20 protein-coding genes are annotated in these 17,537 nt (G+C 68.9%); 10 read left to right on the forward strand and 10 right to left on the reverse strand.

Going from position 1 to position 17,537, the window contains the following annotated elements; all coding sequences use genetic code 11:
• Window positions 1-20: 20 nt before the first annotated feature.
• The 4 genes from ACWD3H_RS28285 to ACWD3H_RS28300 all read left to right on the forward strand — a co-directional run bounded on the left by ACWD3H_RS28285 (window position 21) and on the right by ACWD3H_RS28300 (window position 5,611).
• Window positions 21-593 (forward strand): hypothetical protein, encoded by a 573-nt coding sequence (locus ACWD3H_RS28285; protein WP_355557729.1) that lies wholly within the window; start codon window positions 21-23, stop codon window positions 591-593.
• A 49-nt stretch (window positions 594-642) separates the two neighbouring features.
• Complete coding sequence (locus ACWD3H_RS28290) at window positions 643-1,359, forward strand: response regulator transcription factor (protein ID WP_355557732.1); 717 nt, start codon at window positions 643-645, stop codon at window positions 1,357-1,359.
• Window positions 1,360-1,685: 326 nt separating this feature from the next.
• Window positions 1,686-3,773 carry an ABC transporter gene (locus ACWD3H_RS28295; protein ID WP_451957121.1) on the forward strand — a complete coding sequence of 696 codons (2,088 nt, stop codon included), beginning with the start codon at window positions 1,686-1,688 and terminating at the stop codon, window positions 3,771-3,773.
• Window positions 3,770-5,611: a GTPase gene (locus ACWD3H_RS28300; protein ID WP_451957122.1), complete on the forward strand. Its 1,842-nt coding sequence runs from the start codon at window positions 3,770-3,772 to the stop codon at window positions 5,609-5,611. Before ACWD3H_RS28295 ends, ACWD3H_RS28300 begins: the two co-directional genes overlap by 4 nt.
• 170 nt (window positions 5,612-5,781) lie before the next feature.
• Here ACWD3H_RS28300 and ACWD3H_RS28305 read toward each other — a convergent pair whose 3' ends face one another.
• From ACWD3H_RS28305 to ACWD3H_RS28315, 3 genes are all read right to left on the reverse strand, one after another.
• Window positions 5,782-6,126: a DUF1036 domain-containing protein gene (locus ACWD3H_RS28305; protein ID WP_343974979.1), complete on the reverse strand. Its 345-nt coding sequence runs from the start codon at window positions 6,124-6,126 to the stop codon at window positions 5,782-5,784.
• A gap of 2 nt (window positions 6,127-6,128) precedes the next feature.
• Window positions 6,129-6,338: a hypothetical protein gene (locus ACWD3H_RS28310; protein ID WP_343974976.1), complete on the reverse strand. Its 210-nt coding sequence runs from the start codon at window positions 6,336-6,338 to the stop codon at window positions 6,129-6,131.
• A 281-nt stretch (window positions 6,339-6,619) separates the two neighbouring features.
• Window positions 6,620-7,549: a zinc-binding dehydrogenase gene (locus ACWD3H_RS28315; protein ID WP_451957123.1), complete on the reverse strand. Its 930-nt coding sequence runs from the start codon at window positions 7,547-7,549 to the stop codon at window positions 6,620-6,622.
• Between the two features lie 98 nt (window positions 7,550-7,647).
• Between ACWD3H_RS28315 and ACWD3H_RS28320 the strand changes: the two genes are divergently transcribed.
• Window positions 7,648-8,325 carry a TetR family transcriptional regulator gene (locus tag ACWD3H_RS28320; protein WP_451957124.1) on the forward strand — a complete coding sequence of 226 codons (678 nt, stop codon included), beginning with the start codon at window positions 7,648-7,650 and terminating at the stop codon, window positions 8,323-8,325.
• A gap of 301 nt (window positions 8,326-8,626) precedes the next feature.
• Here the strand turns inward: ACWD3H_RS28320 and ACWD3H_RS28325 are convergent, their stop codons facing one another.
• From ACWD3H_RS28325 to ACWD3H_RS28340, 4 genes are all read right to left on the reverse strand, one after another.
• On the reverse strand, window positions 8,627-9,244 hold the full coding sequence (locus tag ACWD3H_RS28325) for a hypothetical protein (RefSeq protein ID WP_451957125.1): 618 nt from the start codon (window positions 9,242-9,244) through the stop codon (window positions 8,627-8,629).
• A 325-nt stretch (window positions 9,245-9,569) separates the two neighbouring features.
• Window positions 9,570-9,971, reverse strand: coding sequence for a hypothetical protein (locus ACWD3H_RS28330; RefSeq protein WP_451957126.1), 402 nt, complete (start codon window positions 9,969-9,971; stop codon window positions 9,570-9,572).
• Window positions 9,968-11,035, reverse strand: coding sequence for a helix-turn-helix domain-containing protein (locus ACWD3H_RS28335; protein ID WP_451957127.1), 1,068 nt, complete (start codon window positions 11,033-11,035; stop codon window positions 9,968-9,970). Before ACWD3H_RS28335 ends, ACWD3H_RS28330 begins: the two co-directional genes overlap by 4 nt.
• 313 nt (window positions 11,036-11,348) lie before the next feature.
• Window positions 11,349-12,107, reverse strand: coding sequence for a hypothetical protein (locus ACWD3H_RS28340; RefSeq protein ID WP_451957128.1), 759 nt, complete (start codon window positions 12,105-12,107; stop codon window positions 11,349-11,351).
• A 583-nt stretch (window positions 12,108-12,690) separates the two neighbouring features.
• Here ACWD3H_RS28340 and ACWD3H_RS28345 point away from each other — a divergent pair.
• From ACWD3H_RS28345 to ACWD3H_RS28355, 3 genes are all read left to right on the forward strand, one after another.
• Window positions 12,691-12,882, forward strand: coding sequence for a hypothetical protein (locus tag ACWD3H_RS28345; protein ID WP_451957129.1), 192 nt, complete (start codon window positions 12,691-12,693; stop codon window positions 12,880-12,882).
• Window positions 12,883-13,026: 144 nt separating this feature from the next.
• Complete coding sequence (locus tag ACWD3H_RS28350; protein WP_451957130.1) at window positions 13,027-14,079, forward strand: multicopper oxidase domain-containing protein; 1,053 nt, start codon at window positions 13,027-13,029, stop codon at window positions 14,077-14,079.
• Window position 14,080: 1 nt separating this feature from the next.
• On the forward strand, window positions 14,081-15,241 hold the full coding sequence (locus ACWD3H_RS28355) for a ZIP family metal transporter (protein WP_451957131.1): 1,161 nt from the start codon (window positions 14,081-14,083) through the stop codon (window positions 15,239-15,241).
• Window positions 15,242-15,396: 155 nt separating this feature from the next.
• On the opposite strand, the gene ACWD3H_RS28360 is transcribed toward ACWD3H_RS28355, so the two are convergent.
• Genes ACWD3H_RS28360 through ACWD3H_RS28370 form a run of 3 tightly spaced genes read right to left on the reverse strand, consistent with a single transcriptional unit; the run spans window position 15,397 to window position 16,214 of the window.
• Window positions 15,397-15,597 carry a hypothetical protein gene (locus ACWD3H_RS28360; protein WP_451957132.1) on the reverse strand — a complete coding sequence of 67 codons (201 nt, stop codon included), beginning with the start codon at window positions 15,595-15,597 and terminating at the stop codon, window positions 15,397-15,399.
• The gene (locus ACWD3H_RS28365) at window positions 15,594-15,869 is read right to left on the reverse strand and encodes a hypothetical protein (protein ID WP_451957133.1); all 276 of its coding nucleotides are present in this window, start codon (window positions 15,867-15,869) and stop codon (window positions 15,594-15,596) included. The genes ACWD3H_RS28360 and ACWD3H_RS28365 overlap by 4 nt, the downstream gene beginning before the upstream one ends.
• Window positions 15,870-15,896: 27 nt before the next feature.
• Complete coding sequence (locus ACWD3H_RS28370) at window positions 15,897-16,214, reverse strand: hypothetical protein (protein WP_451957134.1); 318 nt, start codon at window positions 16,212-16,214, stop codon at window positions 15,897-15,899.
• Window positions 16,215-16,584: 370 nt separating this feature from the next.
• Here ACWD3H_RS28370 and ACWD3H_RS28375 point away from each other — a divergent pair, with 370 nt between their 5' ends.
• Together ACWD3H_RS28375 and ACWD3H_RS28380 are read left to right on the forward strand one after the other, a co-directional pair.
• Window positions 16,585-16,761 carry a hypothetical protein gene (locus ACWD3H_RS28375; RefSeq protein ID WP_451957135.1) on the forward strand — a complete coding sequence of 59 codons (177 nt, stop codon included), beginning with the start codon at window positions 16,585-16,587 and terminating at the stop codon, window positions 16,759-16,761.
• A gap of 205 nt (window positions 16,762-16,966) precedes the next feature.
• Entirely contained in the window at window positions 16,967-17,497 is a 531-nt protein-coding gene (locus ACWD3H_RS28380) for a pyridoxamine 5'-phosphate oxidase family protein (protein ID WP_451957136.1), read from the forward strand.
• Window positions 17,498-17,537: the final 40 nt, after the last annotated feature.

Below are 17,537 nucleotides of genomic sequence, written 5' to 3' on the forward strand. Positions count from 1 at the left end.
GCTTAGGCAAGGAGAGAGACATGGGCGGCAACGCCGACGAGACGGTCCCGGCGGGGAGATCCCTGGAGGGCTCCCCGTTCCGGGGGGACCTGGACAGCGAGCTGGCGGCCCGGCCGCCGCGCCGGCTGTCCACGCTCACCCTCGTGCTGGGCGCCGGGGTGATGCTCGTGGCAGGGGTGATCGTGGGTATCCAGGTGCAGAAGGCGACGGGTGTCACGTCCGGTCCCACCGGTGCCCCGGGAGCCGCGATGCGCCAGGGCGCGGGTCCCGGCGGTTTCAGTGGATACGGCGGTTTTGGAAACGGGCAGCAGGGTGGTCAGGGCGCGGGGCAGGGGCCGGGGCAGGGCGGTGGCGGCCGGGGCGGCATGACCGTCGGCACCGTGCAGCGGGTGGAGGGCGAGAAGGTCTACCTCCAGACGACCGACGGATCCGTCGTGACGGTGAACACCACGGACGAGACGTCGGTGCGCCTCACCAAGGAGGGCAAGGTCGCGGATCTCAAGCCCGGTGGCACGGTGGTCGTACAGGGAGCCAGGGCCGAGGACGGCTCGGTCAGCGCGACCGCGATCAACGAGGGGGGCGGCCGACGGTGAGCCGGTTCCCAGGAAACGTTCAGCTTCGGCTGAGCTTCGTTCCAGAGAGGTGAGCGAGCCTCAGGGGGTGCTGGACAGAGTGGAAGCCCGATTGCTGGTCGTGGACGACGAACCGAATATCAGGGAGCTGCTCTCGGCCAGCCTGCGACTGTCCGGGTTCGAGGTGGTGACCGCGGTGGACGGTCGGGAGGCCGTGCAGTTCGCCGAGCGCATCCGCCCCGACCTCGTCGTGCTGGACGTGATGCTGCCCGACATGGATGGCTTCGCCGTGGCCGGGCGGCTGCGGGAGATGAGCGGGCAGATGCCGGTGCTCTTCCTCACCGCGCGGGACGGTACCGACGACAAGGTCGCCGGGCTGCGCTTGGCCGACGACTACGTGACCAAGCCGTTCAGCCTGGAGGAGGTGCTCGCCCGCATCCGGGCCGTGCTCCGGCGTACCAGGGGAGACCTCGACCTGCCGGCCCGCCTGCAGGTCGGTGACCTGGAGCTGGACGAGGAGGCGCACCAGGTCTGGCGTTCCGGCGTTCCGGTGCGGCTGTCGCCCACCGAGTTCAAGCTCCTGCACTACTTCATGGTCAACAGCGGCAGGGTGCTGTCCAAGGCACAGATCCTCGACCACGTCTGGAACTACGACTTCGGCGGCGACGCCGGGGTGGTCGAGTCCTACGTCTCCTACCTGCGCCGGAAGGTCGACACGGCCGAGCCGAGGCTCATCCACACCCTCCGCGGGGTGGGGTACGTGCTGCGCCCCCCGCACAGTGATTGAATTTTCAGCCGATATTCAGCGCTACCTGACCTGATTCTGAGTTTTGTGTGTTCAAATAGACACTGCACGACCCCCGATCGCCTCGGAGCCATCCGATGGACTCGGGCTCGCCTCCAGCTGCGGGGGAGACGAGTCCGGCACGGTCCGCGGCTGGGATCCGAGGGCTGGGCCCCACCGCTTTACCGAGTTCGCCCCCGTAACCCGGTCAGGCGGTGGGGCCAATTTCGTTGGAGAGGGTCCCGTCGGCAGGGTTCGCCGCCGTGACCCGGGCGAGCGGTGGCGCCGATCGCGTCTAGAGGGGCATCCTGTCGGGCAGGATCGACCGTATGGGCGACAACGACGGTCTACTGGAGACGTTGCGAGAGTTGCGGCGACATCTCGACCGTGACCTGTTCCCCCTCGCGATCGGCGACGTGACGGCTGACCGCCGGGCACTGCGCGAGCTGACCGGCCAGCTCGACGACTACCTCATCCCCAGGCTGAACGCCATCGACGCCCCGCTGCTCGCCGTCGTCGGCGGCTCCACCGGGGCCGGCAAGTCCACGCTGGTGAACTCCCTGGTCGATGCGGACGTCTCCGAGCCCGGGGTGCTGCGGCCCACGACGATGGCCCCCACCCTGGTCACCAGTCCCGCCGACCGCGACTGGTTCACCGCCCAGAACATCCTGCCCGGCCTGCCCCGCGTCACCGGGAACGGCAGGGGCGAGCCCGGCACGCTCAGGGTCGTCACCACCGAGGCACTCCCGCCGGGACTGGCCCTGCTGGACGCCCCCGACATCGACTCGGTCGTCACCGCCAACCGCGAGCTGGCCGCCCAGCTGCTCGCCGCCGCCGACCTGTGGCTGTTCACCACCACCGCGGCCCGGTACGCCGACGAGGTCCCCTGGAGTTTCCTGCGCTCGGCCAGTGAGCGGAGCACGGCCTTGGCCGTCATCCTCTCCCGGGTGCCGCCGGAGGCACTGGGCGTGGTGCGCAAGGACCTGGCCCGGCTGCTGGAGGCCAACGGTCTGGGCGGAACTCGGCTTTTCGAGGTGCCCGAGCTGGTGTTGCCCGAGGAGAACGCCCGGCTGCCGCGCCAGGCGGTCCAGCCGATCGCCGACTGGCTCACCGTCATCGCCGCCGACTCCCGTTCCCGCGCCGACGTGGTGCGCCACACCCTGTCCGGTGCGCTGGAGAGCCTCTCCACCCGCGTTCCCGCGCTCGCCGGAGCGGTCGAGCGCCAGCACGCCGGGGCCGCCGAACTGCGCTCGATGGCGGACGCCGCCTACGCCGTGGGCCTCGCCTCCTTCGACGAGGGCATGCGAGACGGGTCGCTGCTGAGGGGGGAGGTCCTGGCCCGCTGGCAGGACTTCATCGGGACCGGTGACCTGATGCGCTCCCTGGAGAACCGGGTCGGCCGGCTCAGGGACCGGGTCGTGGCGTTCGTCACCGGGCGGCCCGCGCCGGAGAGCGAGCTGCGGGTCGCGCTGGAGAGCGGGGTGGAGGCACTGATCAGGGCCTCGGCCGACGGTGCCGCCGAGCGCCTGATGGAGTCGTGGTCGTCGCACCCGGCGGGGCGCGCCCTGCTGGAGCGCGAAGGGGTCGCCACCGCGGGGCGTCTCGGCCGGGCCTCCGCCGACCTGCCCGCCAGGGCGCAGGAGGCGGTCAGGGGCTGGCAGTCGTACGTGCTCGACCTGGTCAGAAAGGAGGGGGCGGACAAGCGGACCACCGCCCGCATCACCTCGTTCGGACTCAACGGCGCCGGGCTGCTGCTGATGCTCGCGGTGTTCGCCTCGACCGGTGGCCTGACCGGCATCGAGGTCGGCATCGCCGGAGGCACCAGCGTGCTCAGCCAGAAGGTCCTGGAGGCCGTCTTCGGCGACCAGGCCGTCCGCACCCTCACCGTCAAGGCCCGCTCCGACCTGCGCGCCCGGGTGGCGATCCTGCTCGGTGAGGACGCCGACCGCTTCATCACCCTCCTGGACGCAGTCCAGCCCCCCGAGAGCACCGCCCCCGCCCTCCGCGCCACCGCGGACGCGGTACGCGAGCACCTGCGCGAACTGCCCGTCGCGAACCGCCGGGCCGCCCTTTCGCCGGGCACAGCCCCAGAAGGCGCGGGTTCCGCCGCTTCCGCCACGACGGCGCCTGAAGAAGGCTCGGAGACCGTACGCGATTCCCGGCGACGGTCCGACGGCGTCCAGCATCCGGCAGAAAGGCCGGATCTCCCGCACGCGACCGGTGGACCCGGTCATTCGCGCTCGCCGGGCGGATCCGGCGGTGCTCCACGGGCGGACGGTGAACCTGATTCTCCGCGCGCGACAGGCGGGCCCGGCTCTCCGCGTCCGCCGGGCGGACCTGATGGTGTTCCGCGCGTGAACGGACCTGATGACGGGGGCCGGCGGGCTCCCGGCGCGGGAGAGGCGGGCGAGGAGTGAAGCTGCTGCGACGGGAGAAGGCGGTCTCGCTGGACGACCGGCTGGCGGCGCTGGCGCGGGCCGCCGACCTGGCCGACGGGCGGCTGGACGCCGAGGCGGTCGCCGCGGCGCGTTCGGTGGTCTCCCGCGCCGGAGTACGGGCAAGCCTGTCGGTCGACCACACCGCGGTCGCGCTGGCCGGAGCCACCGGCAGTGGTAAGTCCTCGCTGTTCAACCTGCTGTCCGGTACCTCGCTCGCCACGGTCGGGGTCACCCGGCCGACCACCTCGACCGCCCAGGCCGCCCTCTGGGAGGGCGGCGGGGCGGGACCGCTGCTCGACTGGCTGAGTGTCCCCCGCCGCCACGAGCTTCTCGACACCTCAGGCCCGGCCGGTGTCACCCCCGAGAGGGATCGCGAGATCCGCTCCGCTGACGTCGCCCGGGAGGAGTTCGACTCTGGGAAGCACGAGCTTCTCGACGTTCCCGGCTCCGGCGTTTCCGAGGGTGGTCGCGAGATCCGTTCCGCCGGCCCCGTCCCCGATGCTCCCGTGCCCGTCGGTCAGCCGTCCGGGATGGGCGGGGAGGCCGCGGGACTGATCCTGCTCGACCTGCCCGACCACGACTCGATCGAGCCTTCGCACCGGCTGGAGGTCGACCGGCTCGTCGAGCTGGTGGACCTGCTGGTCTGGGTGCTCGATCCGCAGAAGTACGCCGACGCGGCGGTCCACGACCGCTACCTCAGGCCGCTGGCCCGGCACCGGGAGGTCATGGTCGTCGTCCTCAACCAGATCGACCGGCTCTCCCCGGCCGCCGCCGAGCGGTGCCTGAAAGACCTCCGGCGACTCCTCGACACCGACGGGCTGGCCGGGGTACCGGTGATCGGGGTCTCCGCCCGCACCGGCGCGGGCATCCCCGAGCTGCGCTCCCTGCTCGCCTCCCGGGTCGCCGACCGGCGGTCCTGGGCCGCACGTCTCGCCGCCGACACCGGCATGGCCGCCGACGCGCTTGGAGAGGCGTCCAGCGCCACCACTCCGGGGGAGAACCCCTCGATGGACAATCTGGTGAAGCCGCTGAGGGACGCGCTGTCGGAGGCCGCCGGGGTGCCGGCCGTCGTCGAGGCCGTGGCCAGGTCCTACCGGCACCGCTCGGTCGCCGCCACGGGATGGCCGCCCACCCGGTGGATCCGCCGCCTGCGGCCCGATCCGCTCCGCCGCCTCCGCCTGGACGCCACCAGCCGCGTCTCCGGGGGGTCGGGGGAGCAGGGGGACATCGTCGGGAGGACCTCGATCCCGGTGGCGACGGTCGTCCAGCGCTCCCGGATGGACAACGCGATCAGGGAGGCCGCGAGAAGCGCCTCGGCCGGGCTGCCCGCGCCGTGGACGGCGGCCGTGCGGCAGGCGGCGAGGTCACACGGGGACGAGCTGGAGGACGGCCTGGACCGAGCGGTCGCCACCACCTCTCTCGGTGCCGCCCGGCGGCCCCTGTGGTGGCGGCTGGCCGGGCTGGCGCAGTGGCTGGCGCTGGCGACGGTGCTCGCCGGAGGGGCCTGGCTGCTCGCCCTGGTCGCCATCGACTACCTACGACTTCCGCAGCTCTACCTGCCGACCGCGGGAGAGCTGCCCTGGCCGACCACGCTGCTGATCGGGGGTGTCCTGCTCGGCCTGCTGATCGCGCTGCTCTCCCGGGTGGCCTCCTGGCTCGGCGGCCGGCGCCGCGCCCGCAGGGCGGCGAGGGCGCTGCGGGCGAGTGTCGACCGGGTCGCCCGTGAGCTGGTGCTCGACCCCATGGAGGAGGAGCTGTCCCGATATCACCGCTTCGCCGAAGCGGTCACGCTGGCCCGGAACGGGACTCGCAGGTGAGGTGATCTTTCAGGAGAGAAGGTGCGCTCTGGGGGCGAGCGCCTCCCGGTAGAAGGGGACGGACCCGGAGAAGGGAGATCGGTGTCCGTCACGCAGGAGGCGCTCAGTTGGGTCCTCACCACGGGGGCCGGGCCGGTCGGTGCCGGTCGGGGCGTCAGGTGAGGGGCGGATCAGGCGACGAGGTTGACGTAGTACGTGGAGTAGCCGTTCATGTCGATCAGACGGGTGCCCACGCGCCTGGCCGCGGTGCTGCCGATGTTGATGCAGGAGTCGAAGGCATTCTGATAGACGTACATCGGGCCGTAGGCGCCGGTCCAGACGGCCCCGTTGGCGGCCTCGGCGTAGTAGGCGGCGTAGCGGTTGTTGGTGTTGAGGACGAACGCCTCGCCGCCCGGGTCGATGGCCCACCAGCCCCGGGTGCCCCACTGACCGTAGTCGCGGCAGCCGTCGGGGCTGTAGAACATGATCGCGACCCACACCTTGGAGCCGTAGCGGTTACGGAAACGCAGCTGCATGTCTACTCCTCCGCTTCCGTGAACCGCAGGGCGAGGGGCCTGTCGTCAAGCGCCTCGCCGGCCACCGGGGGAAGGTGGTCGTCGCTCTTCGCGACGACCGCGACGCGGTCGGCCGCTCCCGGCCGCTCGCTCGTCTCTCCCGTGCTGGCCGCCGTGGCGTCCGCGAACGCCACCCGGGGGTCCGGGGGATGTTCGGTGCCGTTGTCCGGCATGGTTGCTCACCTACATTCGTTTGAGTGCGTAGGGTGATCGGGCAACAACATACAGTCATATTCAAGGTCATGTAAAGAATCGTTTTCATTTCCACGGTGGGTACGGCGGGGGAGCGGGTTCGACGGGACGGCGGATCTCGGAGCGGGGCCGGGAGGGCGCCGTCGACTTTTCCGTGATCCGGGTGTCTCCGCACGCCCCGGTGTGCGGAAACACCCGGATCGTCAAGGAAAGAGCGTCTGGTCCCTGCCCGCTGTCCGCGAATCAGGGAAACGCGACCGGCTCAGCCGATGTCGAGAACCGCCTTGCCGTGCAGCCTGCGGCCGCGGAGGGCCTCGAACGCCTCGGCGGCCTTGTCCCAGCCGCCCCGCCAGGAGATCTGCGGGTCCAGGCGGCCGGCCGCGACCTGCCCGGCCAGCCAGGTCAGGTCCGGTGCCAGGCCCGAGCAGGCGAGCAGGAAGAAGGTGACGATCGAGCGGTCGTGGCGGCCCTGGTCGCCGAACAGCGCCCCGAACGGGAAGTGCTCGCCCTCGCTGGTCGCGTGCCCGACGGACACGAGTGTGCCGCCCTCGGCAAGCTTGTCGAAGCCGTCCACGAGTTGGCGTCCGCCGACCAGTTCGACGATGCCGTTCACCGGGGCGTCGACCTCGGATGGGCCGGCCACCACCTCGTGCGCGCCCAGTGCCCGCAGGCTGTTCTCGTGCGCTCCCGGGTCACCGGTGGACGCCACCACGTGCGCGCCGCCGAGCCGGGCGAGCTGCACGGCGTACCGGCCGACCCCGCCGGTGGCGCCGGTGATCAGCACCCGCTTTCCGGCGATCGGGCCAAGCCGGCGCAGGGCGCGCAGTGCGCCGGCGCCCGCCACCGGGACGGTGCCGACCGCGCCGAGGTCGGCACCTTGCGGCACCGTGCCGATCAGCTCCGTGTCGACGGCGCGCAACTCGGCCCACGCGCCGTCGGCGGCGAGCGTCACCACCGGGGTGCCCGCGGCCGGGCCGGAGCCGTCGGCGGCGGCTCGCTCCACCACCCCGGCCGCGTCCCAGCCCGGCACGCTGCCCTCGGGCGCGTTGTCCAGGCCGAACCTGACCTCGCCGTAGTTGAGGGAGGTCGCCGTCACCCTGATCAGCGCCTGGCCGGGGGAGGGGGCGGGGTCGGGGGCCTCGCCGGATCGCAGTCCGCCGGGCAGGGAACGGTCGACAAGCAGAGCGCGCATGGGTCATGAACCTTTCGCGAGAACGTTGACGATCACCATAATGCCACTGAGTGGCATAAGCCTATAAGGAGCATTCGTATCTCGCTAGACTGGCCGCGATGACCACCTCGCCCTCACCGACCACCCCGGCCGACCGGCTGCCGCTGCGCGAGCGCAAGAAGCTCCGCACCCGCCAGGCGCTGATCGACACCGCTCTGGAACTGTTCACCGAGCGGGGTTTCGACGGCACGACACTCGACGAGCTCTGCGCGGCGGTCGAGATCTCCAAGCGCACCTTCTTCCGTACCTTCAGCAGTAAGGAAGACGTGGCGATGGCGCCCGTCCACGACCTGTGGACCGCCTTCCTCGACGACCTCGAATCCCGTGAACCCGGTGGCGGCCCCGTCCTGGAGATGCTTCAGGACGCCCTGCTCGCCGCCCTCGACCGGATGACCGCCGAGGGCTGGGAGAACCGTGTTCGGCTCAGTCGCCGACTCGCGGAGAAAACCCCCTCGATGGACGCGCACGGCCTGCACTTCTGCGACCGCACCAGCCGCGCCGCACTCGCGGTCCTGCACCGCAGGTTCAACCTGACCGACCCGCACGACCTGCGTCCCAGGCTCGCCCTCGACATGCTCGTCGCCGCGTTCCACTGCGCCCTGGAGACATGGATATCCCGGCCCGGTGCCCCCACCCGCGCCGAACTGGCCGTCCACACCCGCGACGCCTTCGCCGCGATCCCGGGCAGCCTCACGCTGACCCTCGGCCTACGGGAGGAAGCTCAGACGCCCTCGTAGAGACGGGTCAGGTCAACGAGTTGTACGTCCGCGCGGGTCTGCGCGGTTTCCTGCAGTTGGGGTATGAAGCCGGGGGTGGCGCGGTCGTCACGACGGATGAGCAGTTCACGGAGGTGCTCAAGGTGCTCAAGGTGAGCGCGGCCGACGACGTCGCCGTACTTCGCCTCACCATCGGTTCTCAGGGGTGGGGCAGGGATGAGAGAGCGAGTGGGGTGCAGGCAGGGGAGGTCTCGCCGCCGCGCACGCCGTCGGTGCCGAAGGCCCTGCCGGGAGCCGCCACCCTCGGCGGGCCCTCGGAGATCTACGCTCGGGGTGCCCCGTACCAGCGCCAGGTGGTCAGACGCGGGCGCCCGGGGAGTTCGGCGCGTCCGGTGGCCCACAGCAGAGTCGGCCAGGGGTCCGTGCTCGCCGGGGCGTCCGGGAAGAGCCGGGCGAGCACCCGCGAGCACAGGTCGGCGGGCGGGGTCCAGGCGAGCCCCAGCCCCTCGGCCAGATCGTGGGTGTGCACCAGGGTCTCCACGATCCCCATCGCGGCGAAGCCCTCCGGGTCCGACGTCCCGTGCACGTGGTGGGCGCGGACCTCCGGCGGTGTCGTACGCACCATGGCGACCAGCAGCGCGCCGCTCGCCTCCAGCACCTGCAACAGCCCGGCCGGCCCCGCCGCGCGGTCCGCGTGGATGGCGTTCGCCGGGCCTTGGGGTCTTCTGCGCTCCCACGCGAAGGGCACGACGCCGTCCAGGGGCGGTGTCCTGGGGCCCAGCTGGGCGGCGTACGAGAAGAGGTCGTCGCTGAGGTGCTCGACGGTCTCCCAGCAGTCCCACTCCAGCGAGCCGGCCTTGCCCTCCCAGGCCGTCGGAGGCGCCTCCCGAAGGACGCCGACGGCCAGCTGGACCGCTTGGTCGAGGTCATCCGCTGTCACGGGAGAAGGCCCAGCCTCGTCTGATTGGATCATGGCAGGAACAATATCGCCGACGGTGGAAGTGGGGTGGACCTGCAGGTATGGAAGCCCATTGTCCTGCCGGAAGGGGCCAGAGCCGCCCTCAAGCACCGCCCCCCGCATCGGTCGTCAAGGCGTGAAAGTGCTGCTTTGCTCACCAAGATCAATAGAGCCCATGACGACGGGCGTAAGGGCCGAACGTCGCACCTGAGCATGGTAGCCGCATGCCCGTTGCCTTGAGCGTATCGACGATGTTGCCCGCTCCCACCTCGCTGAGCTTGCCGTCCCGGCAGGCGATTGCGAGCAGCTACACGGTTCCGTGAACCTTCAGGCCGAAGTTCCTGCCCACCGCCACAGCCTCCCGATCGTCGGTGATCGCGATTCCACCGCAGAGTTCGGCCGCCGAGAACACGCTGGCTTCGCCGAGGTTCCGCTCTGAGGAGCCAATCCGCTGCGACCACTTCGCGAAACATCTGATCTCCTGCAGTGAGTCCAGGCGTGCGACACCAAGCCAGTCCGAATCCAGCACGTTCAGCAGGGCGGGATGTTCGGTAACCCCCGCACGCAACTCTTCACGTACGACATGGGTCGTCAGGCAGTTTCTGCCGATGAGGAGATCACGTAGAACGTCCAGGCGTTCGGCGCGTGCGAAGTGGTTGAGGCACATCGCGTCGAACACCAGGGCGGGATCCGGTTCGGGAGGGATCAAGGTTCGAGGTCCGGTTCCTCGCGGGTGGGGAGGTCTGACTCCACGATCTGGCCACGCATGAGTTCCACGGCACGGGATGTGGTTATCCGGCTCTTCTTCCATGCCTGCAGCACGGCGTGAGCGTACCCCGGCGGCACGCGCACCGCTTGGAGATCAGGCTGTGGCGTCCAGCCCACGGCCTCCATGAGTTCGGCGCGCGTTGGATTCTTCCGTCGCAGATCCCTGGCGTCCTTGTCCAGGACTCCGGCTGCGACCGCTTGGCGGATGGCCAATGACCAGGATGTTCGGTATTTGGCGGCGAGGACTACGAGGGGGTCTCGTAAGGAACCCTCGTTTCCCGAATAGCCGTTCAGCACGGATTCGAGGGGAAGAAGAAGTTCCGCGGCGAAAGCGTCGATCACCAGTTCTCTTTCGGCGCGAGAGGTGTTGACGCCCAGATCCGCCGAGTACTCATCGCCGATGATCATGTGACCCAGTTCGTGAGCGGCGGTCGCTCGACGTCTTCCGGGATCCCCCTGGCTGCTGACGACCGCCACGGCGATTCCGCCCTCGATCAGAGAGGCTCCGTCTCCCGGCGTGTCGACCACCGCCACCAGTTGGCCGAGCCCTTCGCAGACGCTCATCAGTGAACTGATCGGATCAATTCCAAGGCCAAGTTTCTGCCTGGCCCACCTGGCCGCTTGGCGAGCGGTCTCGACGTTCTCCACGGCACCATGGAATTTCTCGGGCGCAGAAGGAACGAACTCTTGTAGCTCGACGAGTTGCCGGACATCGTCCAGCCACGTCGCCAGAGCTGCTTCAAGCCGGTATGACTGGCGGGCGGCGTCCGTTGCCGGGTCGTCGATGAGCTCGGTACGACGCGATACGACTGCCGGAGGCCGGCGCAGGAAATGCGTCAGAGGAACGCCGAGAACCGACGACAGCCTTGCCAGTTCTAGGGCGTCCACCCGGCGAGTACCCGCTTCGATCTTGGCGATCATCGTACGGTCCAGGTTCATGGCCGATGCGAGCTGCTCCTGGGACATGTCAGCCGCAACGCGGCATTCGCGGACGCGATCGCCCACGTCTGCCCACTCTCCGACCTCTCGCATGGTGCGATAATCGCACGTGGGCTGGTTAAGGACGAGGCGGTCCGGCATTGCCGCAGCCAATCGTTACCTGCGGTGATCTTTTTTGGTAATTCCGCAGGTCTGTGTAGGCCAAAGACAGGCAGAGTCATCGTGCGAAGCACGCTTATGCTCCGGACGATGAATTTGAGGCTGTTCCGCCTGAGCCGGGTCGGGTTGATGGAGCAGGGGGAAAGCGTTGGAGCCGTCACGGTGAGCTCAGAGGTCTGATGGATCGCCCTGGGAGTGTGTGACAGGAGTGGTGCGTCTCCTACCGGCTCTGGTCGGTGGGAGGCGGGTTGAGGGAGTCGCCGTCCCAGGCGAGTCGGTGGTCGGCGCCGACCTCCATGGCCTCCAGTTCCTCGTCGGCGACCAGTGTCGCGACGCACTCGTCGGTGCCGCCGACATAGGTGGTCATCAGGTCGACATCGGTGGCGACACACCACGCGCGGTCCTGCGGCCACCACAGGCCGGCCCGCTGGTCGAGCCACGACGGCTCGCTGAGCGAGGCGGTCGCGGCGGACAGCGGTCCCGACAGCAGCAGCATCGGCCGGGCGGGCATCTCCACCCTCGGGATCTCCTCATCCTCCACGGGAAGGCCGAGACCACCGAAGCCCTCCCAGACGGCGAACCAGCACCGCTCAGGGGTCGCGGTGTACGCGGCGAGGATCCGGGCCAGTCGTGCCGCCTGCCGTACCGGGAGGGACCCTTCCTCTGGAAGTCTGTCCCAGAGTCCCGGCTGGTCGTCGGAGGAGACGAACCGCCATGAGCCGGTGATGGAGGGCCACTGCATCGCCGGATGCGCCAGGCGCCCGTTGGCCTCGGCCACCTCCGCCCAGGACACCTCCTCGGTCCGCTCGCCGTTCTCCCGGCGCGCCGGATGGAACACCCGTGCGTAGGCCGCGAAGACCGGTGGGACCAGACATCCCACGACGTTGTCGTTGAAGCTCCGGGCCGCCGCCACCGCCCAGCCGGCGGGGCGCACATCGGTTTGCAGGGTCAGGCCGTTGATGGTGAAGGATCCGCCCACCCAGCGATTATGTCGGCCTCGCCGTGGCCTGACCATGCCACCGCTATGAAGGGTTCGGCTGATGCTTGCGTTGAGGCGGCCCCAACCCATTCCCCAATCGTATTCCCGATCGGTTGCTGAAAGTCAGGTCGCGGAAGCCTGGAACGGTTGACTCCTGCCTCCGGTCGGATTTCGTCACGGGATAACGGAATCTATGCCCCGGCGGGCGGCGGTCATTCGCGCTGGTCAGCGCCTGGAATCGCCATTACGGATGGTCGACCGGCTGCCGAACACTGGTCATTTTTATCATTATTTGAAAGCTTGAAAGTGTCAAATCATAAATTATCATGAAAACATCCGAAACAAAACGGCCCATCCGGATAGTGGTGATCATGAACGCGCGTATGTAACACCATTCGGTGGTGGTCACGCGTGAAAGGCCACCGCATGCGGTCTCGCTCCCCCGTCTTCTCGCAGCCCTCGCGGTAACAGCCGCCCTGCTCTCGGCTCAGGCGCCGGCCTCCGCTCAGATGACCCCGGCCTGCCCAGGCACCGGTACCGACAGTGCAGTCCAGAGCCCCATCGAAATCGATCGCTCGATAGCGTGCCCCGGCAGCGCACCGACCCTCTCCACGGGGACGCCATCGGCGCGCAGGCCGCGGGCTACACCGCTGGCCTGATCACCCGGCCGGGGAACGCCCCGCCGCCGATCGCCTCGCTACCGCGGCCGAACATCGTCGCGCCCGACCTGCCCGCGCCGGCGGACCAGCTCACCCGACTGTGGCGAGAGCGCTGAGTTCTCCGGAAAGTCGGGCTGCTGCTCGTCCGACCGCTGCTGACCGCGTCGGAAAATAATACGGATTTATCATAACCTATCGGGGTAAATAGGGGCCTAATTTGTGCATTGAAATAGCGGCTTTGGCCGTTTACTGTGTTTTGTGTGTCAGACATCTCTCGACGTAGCGCAATTGTCGCACTCGTTCCCTCGGTTGGTGCCGCTGTCACCGCGTGTCTAACCGGAAAGCCGACACCCTCCCCCGATCCCGCCCACCTCCTGCACGGTCCGGCACACACCGCAGGCGCCGCGCACGCCGGCTTCCGGTCGGGGACCCGCGTGGACAACGGCAAGAACGGTTTTCACCCGACGACGCTTATCAGGGATTTCGACTGGGGCACGACATCCCGCCTCCCCGACGGCCGGACATTACGCGAATGGACCCTGGTGGCCCAGGAAAAGGAAATCGAGGTGGCGCCCGGGGTGTTCTTCCCCGCCTGGGCCTACAACGGCCGTATTCCCGGCCCCACGCTCCGCGCGAAAGAGGGCGACCGGCTGAGAATCACCCTGGTCAACCATTCGGCCCACGCCCACACGATTCATTTTCACGGCCTGCACGCGGCCGAGGTCGACGGAGTCGCCGGAATCGGCCTGGGACTGGTCCAGCCGGGCGGGCGGACGGTGTACGAGTTCGACGCCGAGCCGTTCGGCCTCCACCTGTACCACTGCCACGTCACACCGCTCGCCCAGCACATCGCCAAAGGCCTGTACGGCGTCTTCCTCATCGACCCGAAGGAACCACGCCCCGAAGCCGACGAACTCGTGATGGTCATGAACGGCTTCGACACCAACTTCGACCGTACGAACGAGCTGTACGCGGTCAACACCATCCCCTTCGTCTACATGAGCGAGCCGGTACGGGTGACCGCCGGCGAACTGGTGCGCATCTACCTCGTCAACGTTCTGGAGTACGACCTGGTCAACTCCTTCCACATCCACGGAAACTTCTTCGACTGGTACCCGACCGGCACGTCCCGGCAGCCCGTCGAATACACCGACACCGTGATGTTGTGCCAGGGCCAGCGGGGAATCCTCGAAATCACCTTCCCGCGCCAGGGCCGCTTCATGTTCCACGCCCACCAGTCGGAGTTCGCCGAACTCGGCTGGATGGGTTTCTTCGAGGTTGGCTGCGCCACCACCTGCGAAGAGAGCGACTGAGATGGAGAGCGGGAACGGCACCCGCCTGCGCACCTGGCTGCTCGGCCTTCTTCCGCTGTTCGTCATCGCGGTCGCCGTGGTGGGTTTCACCGTCCTGGACGGCCCCGGTCTGACTGCGCGCAACGGCCCGCCGGCCGAGGAGCTCACCGTGGAGCGGACGATACTCGCCGCGGGCTCCATCGAACTGGTGGTGCGGAACGCGGGCCCCGATCCGGTCACCCTCGCCCAGGTCGCGGTGAACGATGCCTTCACCGACTTCCGCCTCGGCGAACCGGAGATCGGCCGCCTGGGCACGGCCAACATCCGCATCACCTACCCGTGGGTGGAGGGCGAGGCGTACGAGGTGGCGCTCCTCACCTCCACCGGGGGCGTGGTCGTCCACGAGATCCCCGCAGCCGTCCTGACCCCTGACGCATCCGGATTTGTCGGGTTGATGGCGGTTCTTGGGATCTATGTTGGTGTGATCCCGGTCGCCATCGGCATGCTCTGGTTGCCGTGGCTCCGGCGGGTGCCGCCGTACTGGATCCGGGGCCTCATGGCCCTGACCATCGGACTGCTCGCCTGGCTGGCGATCGATGCGGCGCTGGAGGGCATGGAGGTCGCCAACGCCGGCGCGGGCGCGCTCGGGGGCGCCGGGCTGGTGGGGATCGGCGCTATCGCCGCGTATCTGGTGCTGTCCGGCATACAGACCTGGATGGCCGGGCGGCCGGGAAAGGCCGGCGGGTACCGCCTGGCGCTGCTGATATCTGTCGGAATCGGCCTGCACAACCTCGGTGAGGGGTTGGCGATCGGCTCGGCCTACGCCGTCGGCGCGCTCGCCCTGGGCGCGACGCTCGTCGTGGGCTTCGCGATCCACAACACTACCGAGGGCCTCGCCATCGTCGCGCCGGTCAGCGAAGAGCGCACCTCGCCGCTCCGGCTCTCCTTCCTGGGCCTGGTCGCTGGCGCCCCAGCCATCCTGGGCGCCTGGTTCGGCGCGGCCACCACCCAGCCCGCGCTCGCCGCGCTGCTGCTCGGGCTCGGCGTGGGCGCGATCGCGCAGGTCATCATCCAGATCGCCCCGTCGGTACGGGACCACGGGGGACGGCTGCTGCATCCGCTCGGCATCACCGGCATCCTCGCCGGAATGCTCCTCATGTACGCCACCGGGCTCCTGACCTGATTTCAGGCGCGTTCCGGGCCCTCGAGGGACGGCCCGGGACGCGACGGGTCCCGTTCAGGCGACGACAGGGCGCTTGTCCTTCGGCAGCGCCTCGATATGTCCACCCCCGCCAGGGGAGTGGCGATCGGCAGCTCCCGTTGGGTGACCTCGCGGGTTCAGCCGCCCCGCTCGACCCGGGTGTGCGCCATGGAGAAGGAGAACTTCATGTTGGGCACGGTGCCGTGGTCGGTCTCCGGCGGCGTGAGCAGGTCCGAATTCTGGAGATCAAGCTCGATGTTCCGGGGACCGGTGTCGGTGCCGCCCTGGCCGTCCCGCTGCGGGTGCGGGATGCGCTGCTGGGTGGGCTTCTCGGTCATATGAGATCTTCCTTCCGGATCGTGTCAGGTGGAAAGGGCCGCGGCGGCAGCAGGAAGAGCGCGCGTACGGCTGCCGGGCCACCCAGCACCGCCACGGCGGGCGGTATGGCGACACTCGTGAGGATCAGCACCAACGTGATCCATTCCGGAGAATCGGAAACCAACGCCAGTACGGCCAGCAGGATGAGGGCGAGCAGCTTGACGCGCGTGCCCGACACCGAGATCGGGAGGGGGATCCCGTGCTCCGAGCCAAGGTCGTCCAGTTTGCGCATCGGGAGGTCTCCTCAGGCATGGCTCGGTCACCCGAGCGGGGTGAGCGGGAGAGAACAGGCCGGCAGTGCGACCACCGTGCCGGCGTCGGCCGCGATCGCGGTGGTGAGCGGGGCGTTCATCAGCGGGCCCATGAGCGTGCGGTCCCGGCAGAAGCCGACGAGCAGGAACAGCACGACAACCCACACCAGCGTGTAGCCGAGGGGGGCACCGGCCGTGAGGTTGGTGGCGACGTTCCCCGGGTCCACGTACGCGATGGCGGCGACGAAGGCGGGCCCGAGCATGGGCGCGACCCGGGGCGGCCGGGTGACGCGTGTGGTGTACTGATCTGTGCTACGAACAGTCACTGACTTCCCTAGAATTACTCCAATGACATAGATCAGAGCATTTAAAGCTTGCTGCACCGGAGTTGCGATACACGACTATAAATACCCCTGTAAAGAGCGCCATGAAACGCGGGTTCCGCCATAACTTCCAGAGAAAGACTTATATCGAAAAACAGCTATCAATCATCACAAGACCACGTCATTCACATTTCCCACAAACTGGGACATTGCGGGCGCACGGCATGAACTATTCGTGATCCCACCCAGTGACCAGGGGGGCGTTCTGCTGAGAATCGAGCAGGAGCTTCCGGATGGCGGCGCACACCCGGTCGACGGCGACCCTTTCGAGCACCACGGGGGCCTTCACCGCGACCTCACGGGGAGCCCTGAGATGCCCCTGACCGAGATCCTGTTTCTGCTGCCGGCCCTGTCCACCGCGCTCAACATCGCGATCGCCGCCGGGCTGATCGCTCGCGCCGCCGGCGCGAGCACCGCCTGGGCGACCCTCACCGGCGCGGGCGCCATCAGCCTCGCCCTCTACTTCGCCGCCGTGGGCGCCTACCACTGATCCGGACCACACGCCGATCACCGATAAGAAACCGGCCCGCCCATCGCCGTCGCCGGGTGTGGCGTCCGCCTAGGCGGCCCGCCGCGGTCCGCGAGACGGGTGAAGAAATACGACACAAGGTGTCGGGTTTTGGGTCGAGCATGGTTTCATCGGTCGGCGTCGATGGCGGGCGTGGACCGGGCCCTATGGATAGATAAGGACTTCAATGCGCGAAACGCCAGAAGAGCTCAAAGAGCTCCAGGCCCTCCTCGACGCCTCCCTCTCCCGCTCCAACTCGCACCTCCGCTCGATCATCAACAGCGAGCGCACCCTGACCGCAGAGCAGCTCACCCAGGTCCTCACCGGCATGTGCACCCTCGCCCTGTCCACCGTGACGGCGAAGGGCGAGCCGCGGATCAGTGGTGTGGACGGGCACTTCCTGCACGGAAAGTGGCACTTCGGCACGGCGCGCGGCGCCGCCAAGGCCCGTCACCTCGCCGCCCGGCCCGCCGTCAGCGCCGCGCACATGCGCGGTGAGGAGCTGGGCGTGTTCACGCACGGCACGGTGGAGATCCTCAACCCCCAGGACGGCGAGTCGGCCGCGGACTGGCCGGACCTGCTCGCGTACTTCAAGGACTTCTACGGCGACGACTCCTTCGACTGGGACAACGACGTGGTCTACTACCGGCTGCATCCGCACTGGACGACCGTCTACGCCTCCGATGTCGCGAGGCTCACTGCGGCGTCCCGGTCCTGATCCGCAGCACAGCCCCTAGCGGGACCATGCCCCCTGTGTC

This window comes from Streptosporangium sp. NPDC002607, assembly GCF_053592655.1.